The sequence below is a fragment of the Actinomycetospora lutea genome (genome assembly GCF_028737205.1).
Lineage (GTDB): Bacteria > Actinomycetota > Actinomycetes > Mycobacteriales > Pseudonocardiaceae > Actinomycetospora > Actinomycetospora lutea.
The window spans coordinates 325,754-333,685 of sequence record NZ_JAQZAL010000002.1; the positions used below are offsets into that span (position 1 = coordinate 325,754).

At 75.9% G+C, this 7,932-nt stretch carries 10 protein-coding genes; 5 read left to right on the forward strand and 5 right to left on the reverse strand.

What is annotated here, in order from left to right; translation table 11 throughout:
• Nucleotides 1–6: 6 nt before the first annotated feature.
• The 4 genes from PHK61_RS04175 to hypE all read left to right on the forward strand — a co-directional run bounded on the left by PHK61_RS04175 (nucleotide 7) and on the right by hypE (nucleotide 2,964).
• Complete coding sequence (locus PHK61_RS04175) at nucleotides 7–357, forward strand: hydrogenase/urease maturation nickel metallochaperone HypA (protein ID WP_274279690.1); 351 nt, start codon at nucleotides 7–9, stop codon at nucleotides 355–357.
• Nucleotides 357–644 (forward strand): HypC/HybG/HupF family hydrogenase formation chaperone, encoded by a 288-nt coding sequence (locus tag PHK61_RS04180; protein WP_274279691.1) that lies wholly within the window; start codon nucleotides 357–359, stop codon nucleotides 642–644. Before PHK61_RS04175 ends, PHK61_RS04180 begins: the two co-directional genes overlap by 1 nt.
• Nucleotides 641–1,801: a hydrogenase formation protein HypD gene (hypD, locus tag PHK61_RS04185; protein ID WP_274279692.1), complete on the forward strand. Its 1,161-nt coding sequence runs from the start codon at nucleotides 641–643 to the stop codon at nucleotides 1,799–1,801. The genes PHK61_RS04180 and hypD overlap by 4 nt, the downstream gene beginning before the upstream one ends.
• Nucleotides 1,802–1,890: 89 nt before the next feature.
• The gene (gene hypE / locus PHK61_RS04190; protein WP_274279725.1) at nucleotides 1,891–2,964 is read left to right on the forward strand and encodes a hydrogenase expression/formation protein HypE; all 1,074 of its coding nucleotides are present in this window, start codon (nucleotides 1,891–1,893) and stop codon (nucleotides 2,962–2,964) included.
• A 19-nt stretch (nucleotides 2,965–2,983) separates the two neighbouring features.
• On the opposite strand, the gene PHK61_RS04195 is transcribed toward hypE, so the two are convergent.
• The 5 genes from PHK61_RS04195 to PHK61_RS04215 are packed head-to-tail and all read right to left on the reverse strand — an operon-like array spanning nucleotide 2,984 to nucleotide 7,077.
• Nucleotides 2,984–3,634, reverse strand: a complete 651-nt coding sequence (locus tag PHK61_RS04195) for a D-sedoheptulose-7-phosphate isomerase (RefSeq protein WP_274279693.1) — start codon at nucleotides 3,632–3,634, stop codon at nucleotides 2,984–2,986.
• Complete coding sequence (locus tag PHK61_RS04200) at nucleotides 3,631–4,245, reverse strand: D-sedoheptulose-7-phosphate isomerase (protein WP_274279694.1); 615 nt, start codon at nucleotides 4,243–4,245, stop codon at nucleotides 3,631–3,633. The genes PHK61_RS04195 and PHK61_RS04200 overlap by 4 nt, the downstream gene beginning before the upstream one ends.
• The gene (gene hypF / locus PHK61_RS04205; RefSeq protein ID WP_274279695.1) at nucleotides 4,242–6,509 is read right to left on the reverse strand and encodes a carbamoyltransferase HypF; all 2,268 of its coding nucleotides are present in this window, start codon (nucleotides 6,507–6,509) and stop codon (nucleotides 4,242–4,244) included. The genes PHK61_RS04200 and hypF overlap by 4 nt, the downstream gene beginning before the upstream one ends.
• Complete coding sequence (locus tag PHK61_RS04210; RefSeq protein ID WP_274279696.1) at nucleotides 6,506–6,739, reverse strand: HypC/HybG/HupF family hydrogenase formation chaperone; 234 nt, start codon at nucleotides 6,737–6,739, stop codon at nucleotides 6,506–6,508. Before PHK61_RS04210 ends, hypF begins: the two co-directional genes overlap by 4 nt.
• Entirely contained in the window at nucleotides 6,736–7,077 is a 342-nt protein-coding gene (locus PHK61_RS04215; RefSeq protein ID WP_274279697.1) for a helix-turn-helix transcriptional regulator, read from the reverse strand. Before PHK61_RS04215 ends, PHK61_RS04210 begins: the two co-directional genes overlap by 4 nt.
• Nucleotides 7,078–7,196: 119 nt before the next feature.
• On the opposite strand from PHK61_RS04215, the gene PHK61_RS04220 reads away from it, so the two are divergent.
• Nucleotides 7,197–7,865, forward strand: a complete 669-nt coding sequence (locus tag PHK61_RS04220) for a hypothetical protein (RefSeq protein WP_274279698.1) — start codon at nucleotides 7,197–7,199, stop codon at nucleotides 7,863–7,865.
• Nucleotides 7,866–7,932: the final 67 nt, after the last annotated feature.

Sequence of the window (7,932 nt, forward strand, 5' to 3'; positions counted from 1 at the left end):
GTCCCGGTGCACGAGTTCGGGGTGGCCGCCGCGGTGCTCGAGGCCGTGGAGGCTCGTGCCGCCGGGCGCGCCGTGCGGTGCGTCCGCGTGCACGTCGGCGCCCTGCAGCGCCTCGACCGTCCGGTCTTCGACCAGGCCTTCGCCCTCGTCGGCGGCGGCGGGGTGGCGGACGGGGCGAGCGTCGAGGTCGTCGAGGTGCCCGTCGAGGTCCGGTGCCGCGACTGCGACGCCACCACGACGGCCGACCAGCTGGTCGTCGCGTGCGGGCGCTGCCGGGGCCACGACCTCGAGCTCGTGCGCGGCGACGACCTCGTCCTGGAATCGATCACGGTGACCGACGCGCAGGAGGTGCGCTGATGTGCCTGGGCATCCCGGGTGAGCTGGTCGAGATGCCGGTCGACGAGACCGACCTGGCGCTGGTCTCGGTGGCCGGGGTCCGGCGCCGCGTGAACGTCGGGCTGCTCACCGACGAGGAGGATCTCGCCGTCGGCGACTGGATCCTCATCCACGTCGGCTTCGCGCTGGCCAAGATCGACGAGGCCGAGGCGCAGGCGGCCCTGGAGATGCTCCACGGCCTCGGACCGGCCTACGACCAGGAGCTCGCCGACTTCACCGGCTCGGCGGTCGGGAGGGAGGGGCTGTGAGGTTCGTCGACGAGTTCCGCGACGCCGACACCGCGCGGGCGCTGGCCGCCCGCATCGCCGCGCTGTGCGAGCCCGGGCGCCGCTACGCCTTCATGGAGGTCTGCGGCGGGCACACCCACACGATCTACAAGCACGGTCTCGAGGACCACCTGCCCGACGCGATCCGCCTGGTGCACGGGCCCGGCTGCCCGGTCTGCGTGCTGCCGATGGGCCGCGTCGACGACGCCATCGCCATCGCCGCCCAGCCCGACGTGATCATGACCGCGTTCGGCGACATGATGCGTGTCCCGGGAGGCGACGGGTCCTTCTTCGACGCGAAGGCCGCGGGCGCCGACATCCGGATGGTCTACTCGCCGCTCGACGCGCTCAAGATCGCCCGGGCGAACCCCGACCGGCGCGTGGTGTTCATGGCGATCGGCTTCGAGACCACCGCGCCCTCGACCGCGATGACGGTCCTGCGCGCCGCGCGGGAGGGGATCGAGAACTTCTCGATCTTCTGCAACCACGTCACGATCATCCCGGCGATCAAGGCCATCCTGGACTCCCCGGACCTGCGCCTCGACGGCTTCCTCGGCCCGGGGCACGTGTCGACCGTGATCGGGTGCCGGCCCTACGAGTTCATCGCCGCCCGCCACGGCGAGCCGCTCGTCGTCGCCGGCTTCGAGCCGCTCGACATCCTGCAGTCGGTGTACCAGCTGATGCTCCAGCTCGCCGAGGGGCGCTGCGAGGTCGAGAACCAGTACAGCCGGGTCGTGCCGTGGGACGGCAACCGGCGGGCGCTCGAGGTCATCGGCGAGGTCATGGAGCTGCGCCCCTACTTCGAGTGGCGCGGGCTGGGGTTCATCTCCCACTCCGCGATGCAGGTGCGCGAGGCGTACGCCCGTTACGACGCGGAGCGCCTCTTCGCCGTCCCCGGGGTGCGGGTCGCCGACCCGAAGGCCTGCCAGTGCGGCGAGGTGCTCAAGGGGGTCCTTGAGCCCTGGCAGTGCAAGGTCTTCGGCACGGCGTGCACGCCCGAGACCCCGATCGGCACATGCATGGTGTCCAGCGAGGGCGCCTGCGCGGCCTACTACAACTTCGGGCGCTTCAGCCGCGAACGCGTGCGCGCCGGCGCCACCGGCCCGACGCCGCTGGCCGACCCGGTGATGCCGCGATGACCGCGCTGGACGGGGAGCACGCCGGCGGGGGGACCCGCAGCGCCGGCTGGGCCGAGGACGCCGTGGCCCGGCACGCGGGCGCGGAGCACCTGCGCAGCGAGGAGCAGGTGCTCGAACGCATCGAGCGCACCCGCCGCCGTCGCCCGCGTGTGCGGGAGGACCGGATCACCCTCGCCCACGGCGCCGGCGGCAAGGCCACGCACACCCTCATCGAGGCGGTCTTCCTCGAGGCGTTCCGCAACCCGGTGCTCGAGGCCCTCGAGGACGGCGCCGCGCTGGACGCCGGCGGCGCGCGGCTGGCGTTCACCACCGACGCCTTCGTCGTGTCGCCCCTGTTCTTCCCCGGCGGCGACATCGGCGACCTCGCCGTCAACGGCACCGTCAACGACCTGGCGATGTGCGGTGCCCGCCCGCGGCACCTCTCGGCGTCGTTCATCCTCGAGGAGGGGTTCCCGGTCGCGGACCTGCAACGCATCGCCGCCTCGATGGCCCGCGCCGCCGCCGCGGCCGGCGTCGAGATCGTCACCGGCGACACCAAGGTCGTGCGCCGCGGCCAGGCCGACGGCTGCTTCGTCACCACGGCCGGGATCGGCGTCCGCGAGCGACCGATCACGCTGAGCGCGGCCTCCGCCCGGCCCGGCGACGCCGTGATCGTGTCCGGCCCGATCGGCGACCACGGGATCACGGTCATGCTGGCGCGCGGGGAGCTCGACATCGAGGCCGACATCGTCTCGGACACCGCCGCGCTGCACGGCGTGACGGCCGACCTGCTCGACGCCGGCGGCGACGGGGTCCGGGTGCTGCGTGACGCGACGCGAGGCGGCGTCGCGACGATCCTCAATGAGATCGCGGGCAGCTCCGGGGTGGCGGTGGTGGTCGACGAGGCGGCGGTCCCGGTGCGCGACGAGGTCGTGGGCGCCTCCGAGCTGCTCGGGATCGATCCGCTCTACGTGGCGTGCGAGGGCCGGCTGGTCGCCGTCGTGGCCCCGTCGCGCGCCGGTGCGGTGATGGCCGCGCTGCACGCCCACCCGCTCGGCGCCGGTGCCGCCGTCGTGGGGCACGTGGCCGAGGACCCGCCCGGGATGGTGCTGCTGCGCACCACGTTCGGCGGCACCCGGATCGTCGACCTGCTCGTCGGCGACCCCCTGCCGCGCATCTGCTGAGACGAGCCGTGGACCCGTCTCACCCGGCGAGGACGCGGCGGGTGAGCTCGCCGAGCACCTGGTAGACGGTGGTCTGCGCCTCCTGGATGCGGTGCACCGAGGTCGAGGGCATGACGAACAGGTGGTCGACGGCGCCGGTCTCGGCCATCGCCCCGCCGTCGTAGCCGGCGAGGCCGACGGTGAGCATCCCCCGCCGGCGCGCCTCGGCGAGTCCCCGCAGGACGTTGGTCGAGTTGCCGCTGGTGGACAGCGCGAGGGCGACGTCGCCGGGGCGTCCGGCCGCCGCGATCGGCCGGGCGAAGACGACGTCGAACGAGACGTCGTTGGACAGCGCGGTGAGCACGGCGACGTCGGCGGTCAGCGCGATCGCCGGCAGCCCGGCGCCCCCGTCCTCGGGCGCGGCGAACATCGCGGCGACGGCCTGGGCGTCGGTGCTGCTGCCCCCGTTGCCGAAGGCGAACACCCGCCCGTCGGCCGCGAACGCGCCGGCCATCGCCGTGGCGCACGCGACCAGCGCCTCCGCATGGGTCGCGATCACCTGCTCGCGCAGCGCGGCGATCTCCGCGACCTTCTCCCGGGTGGATCGGCGCACCTCCTCGAGGACGTGCCCGTCGGCACCGTCGTCGCCGTCCCCGTAGAGGAAGGGGTACAGCGCCTCCAGGCCGCTCACGGGGTGCCTCCCCCGCCGAGCGCGCCCGGCCTCTCCAGGAAGACGTGCGCCAGCTCCCACATCACGTGGTAGGTCGTCACGTGGATCTCCTTGATCACCGCCGGGTCGGACGACCGGGCCGGCAGGAGGTGGTCGAGCCCCGGGACGTCCGCCACCGCTCCCCCGTCCCCACCGACCAGCGCGACGGTGAGCAGCCCCCGCTCGTGGGCCTCGGCCAGCGCGCGGACCACGTTGGCGCAGTGCCCGTCCACCGAGAGACCGACCGCGATGTCGCCGGGACGGGCCTGGGTGCGCAGCTGCGCGGCGAACGTGTCGTCGAAGCCGGTGCGCCGCGCGATCCCGGTCAGGGTGGCCGGGTCGGTGACCAGCGAGATCGCGGGCAGGGCCCGCTTGCCGACGACCACCGGGTGCACGAACTCCACGGCGAGGTGCGCCGCGTCGGCGGTGGCCGCCCCGTTGCCGAAGGTGATCAGTCGGCCGCCGCGGTGGAACCGCGCCGCGACGTCGTGGCAGGCGGCGGCGATCCGGTCGGCGTCGTCCGCGAGCGCGCGCGTCGCGGCCCGGCGCCGGGCGAACGCGTCGATGGCGTCCTGCCGGGTCAGTGTGCTCATCGCTCCCCCTCGGGTGACGTGCGGCTCGCCGCGACAGCGACCTGACCGAGGCTGATCCCGCCGTCGGTGCAGGGCACCCGCTCGTGGACGAGCACGCGGAGCCCGGCGGCCTCGAGGCCCGCGCGGACCCGCTCGAGCAGCACGAGGTTGACGAACACCCCGCCCGACAGCGCCGCGGTGCCGACGCCGTGCTCCTGCGCCGCCGCGGCGGCCGCGGCCACCGTCGCGTCGGCGAGCCCGTGGTGGAACCGGGCGGCGATCCGGCCGGGGTCGATCCCGGCGCGGAGGTCCTCGACCACACCGGCGATCAGCGCGTCGACGGCCAGCACCCCGGCGCGGGCGGCCGGGACCGGGTAGGCGGAGCGCTCGTCGGGGTCGACCCACTGCTCGAGCTCGACCGCGGCCTGACCCTCGTGGGTGGTGGTGTCCCGCACGCCGAGCAGCGCGGCCACGGCGTCGAAGAGCCGCCCGGCGCTGGAGGTCACGAGCGTCGAGGGCGCGCGGGCCAGCGCCACGACCGGCTCCCACCGCTGCGCGTGCCGCCGCGCGAGGGCCCCGGCGTCGAGACCCAGCGCCGCGCACCAGGCCGCGGCCATCCGCCACGGCTCCCGGACCGCCGCGGCGCCGCCGGGCAGCCCGACGGTGCGCAGGTGCCCCACGCGGCGGGACTCCCGCAGCGAGGCCAGGAGCAGCTCGCCGCCCCACACCGTGCCGTCGGTGCCCCAGCCCGTGCCGTCGAACGCCACCCCGAGCACCGGCCCGTCGTCGCGCCCCCACCCGTGCTCGGCCAGGCAGGCCGCGACGTGCGCGTGGTGGTGCTGGACGCCGACCGGCTCGAGGTCGTCCCGGTCGAGTGCGTACGCCGTGGAGCGGTACTGGGGGTGCAGGTCGTGGGCGACGACCTCGGGCGTGATCCCGGACAGCCGGCCGAGGTGGTCGATCGCGTCGAGGAAGGCGCGGAGGGTGGCGAGGTTCTCCAGGTCGCCGATGTGGGACGACACGACGGCCCGCCGGCCCGACGCGAGCGTGATCGTCACCTTCTGCTCGGCCCCGCACGCCAGCACCGGGCGTCCCACGGTGACGCCGAGGGGCACGGGTTCCGGGGCGTACCCGCGCGCCCGGCGCACCGGCACGACCCGCCCGCGGGCGGTGCGCACCACCGAGTCGTCGACGCGCGTGCGGATGGCCCGGTCGTGGCCGAGGAAGCCGTCGACCAGCGGGGCGAGGCGGGTCGCGGCGTCGTCGTCGCGGTGGGCGATCGGCTCGTCGGAGACGTTGCCGCTGGTGAGCACGAGCGGGTGCCCGAGGTCGGCGGCCAGGAGGTGGTGCAGCGGAGTGGCCGGGAGCATGACCCCGAGCTCCCGCGTGTGGGGCGCCACCGACGCCGCCACCGGCGCCCCGGACCGGCGCGGCCGCAGCACGATGGGGCGGCGCCGGCCGGCGAGCACGTCGCGCGCCACGGCGTCGGTGTGCACGAGGCGCTCCGCGGCGGCGAGGTCGGCGACGAGCAGGGCGAACGGCTTGTCCTCGCGGTGCTTGGCCGCGCGCAACCGCGCCACCGCCGCCTCGTCGTCCGCGCGCACGGCGAGGTGGTGGCCGCCCAGGCCCTTCACGGCGAGGATCTCCCCGGCCGCGAGCCTGCGCACGGCGCGGCCCAGGGCGTCGTCGGTCGTCCCGTCGAGGCGCAGGCGCGGGCCGCAGTCGGGGCAGCAGACCGGCTGGGCGTGGAAGCGGCGGTCGGCCGGGTCGTGGTACTCGGCGGCGCAGGCCGGGCACATCGCGAAGCCGGCCATCGTGGTCGTCGCCCGGTCGTAGGGGACGTCGCCGATGATGGAGAGCCGCGGGCCGCAGTTCGTGCAGTTGACGAACGGGTGGCGGTACCGGCGGTCGGCGGGGTCGGTGAGCTCGGCGAGGCAGTCGGCGCACGGTGCGGTGTCGGGCGGGACGAGGGTGCGCGGTCCGGGCGCGGCGGGGTCGCTGCGGGCGATCGTGAAGCCGTCCCGGCCCGTCGGCGCCCGGTCCTCCCGGACCACGGTCTCGACGGTCGCCAGGGCGGGGGCGCCCTCCCGCAGCGCCGTGGCGAGGGCGTCGACCGCCGCGGGCGGACCCTCCACCTCGACGACCACCCCCGCCGCGTCGTTGCCGACGAATCCCGCCAGGCCGAGGTTGTGGGCCAGCGCGTGGACGAACGGGCGGAAGCCCACGCCCTGGACGATCCCGGTCACCGCCAGGCGGGCGCGCACCGTCCCGGCGGCGAGCGTCACGGCGTGGCGCCCCGGTCGAGCCGGGCGATGGCCTCCCCGGCGTGCACGAGCACGACGTCGCCGACGCCCGCGTCGACGAGGGCGATGCTGACCTCCTCCGCCCGCCCGTCGCGGGTGTCGACCCGGGCGAGGTCGCCGTCCACGGCGACCACCGTCCCGGGCAGCGCCTCGTCCGAGCACGTCAGGCAGACGTCCCCGTCGTCGCTGCCGTCGCAGGCGCGGGTGGTCACCGCGACCCCGCCGGCAGCGCCCCGCACCGCTCGAGGAACGTGTGCACGAGGTGGTGGGTCGCCTCGAGGGTCTCGACCTGGTGGCGCAGCGCCTCCTTGCCGTCCGCGGTCAGGGCGTACGTGCGCCGAGCGGGCCCCGACGCCGACAGGCACCAGGAGGACGACACGAGACCTTCGCGCTCGAACGACCGCAGCGTGCGGTAGACGCCGCCGGCGTCGGTGTCGTCGATGAACGAGCTGTGCAGGCGCTCCACGAGGTCGTAACCGTGCGCGGGACGCTCCTGCAGGAGGAGCAGCAGACAGGGTCGGAGGAAGTTCCGCGGCTCGCATTCGCCCATGGCGACCCCCCGCCCCGGTCCCCAGGGTGGTGGAGGGACCGTTGCCCGTGTGGTGACGGTCACATAGTGTCCTCCGGAGCGAGCGGTCCGACAAGCGATGCGGTAGGGCGGCGAGGCCGATGGACGACGCGACGCGGGCCGTGCTCGAGCTCTGGGACGTCGCCGAGGAGGCCGTCGACGGGCTGGCCGTCGCCGACTGGACGCGCCCCGCCCCCGGCCCGGAACCGACGGTCGGCGACCTCGTGACCCACCTCGCCGGCATCCACCTCGGCGTCCACTACGCCGGCCCCGACCAGCTGCGGGCCTCCCTCGCCGGCGCCCGGCGGCACACCGCGCTCCTGCTCGAGGGGCGCGCGGCGGGCGACCGCGTGCTCGGTGCGCACTGCCTGGACCTGTGCCTGCACGCCCACGACCTCACGACCGCGCTGGCCGCGCCCGTCGACCTCGCCGACCACGCGACGGCCACCGTGGAGGCCTGCCGGCTGGTCATCGACATGGCGCCGCGCCTGCTCGTGTCCGCCCTCGGGGCGCGCGACGCGACGGTGCGCCTCGTGGTCCGCCGCCCCGACGCCGGGCGGCGCCCCGCGCTCGAGCGCACCGTGCACGTGGTCGGCGGGCGCTGCACCGGGCCCGGCGACGCCGAGCCGGACGTCGTCGACATCGACGCCGACGCGCTGCTGCTCCTGCTCGCGGGCCGGCGCCGCGCCGAGTCGCTCGCGGCCACCGGCGCGGCGGCCTGGTCGGGCGACGCGGCGGACGCGTTCGTCCACCGCGCCCGGCTCTGCTGACCGCCAGACGCCGACCGCCAGACGCCGACCGCCAGACGCCGACCGCCAGACGCCGACCGCCAGACGC

Coding starts and splice junctions, on each gene's coding strand:
- PHK61_RS04180 (WP_274279691.1), top strand. CDS start 357: ATGTGCCTGGGCATCCCGGGTGAGCTGGTCGAGATGCCGGTCGACGAG.
- PHK61_RS04200 (WP_274279694.1), bottom strand. CDS start 4,245: ATGAGCACACTGACCCGGCAGGACGCCATCGACGCGTTCGCCCGGCGC.
- PHK61_RS04215 (WP_274279697.1), bottom strand. CDS start 7,077: ATGGGCGAATGCGAGCCGCGGAACTTCCTCCGACCCTGTCTGCTGCTC.
- PHK61_RS04220 (WP_274279698.1), top strand. CDS start 7,197: ATGGACGACGCGACGCGGGCCGTGCTCGAGCTCTGGGACGTCGCCGAG.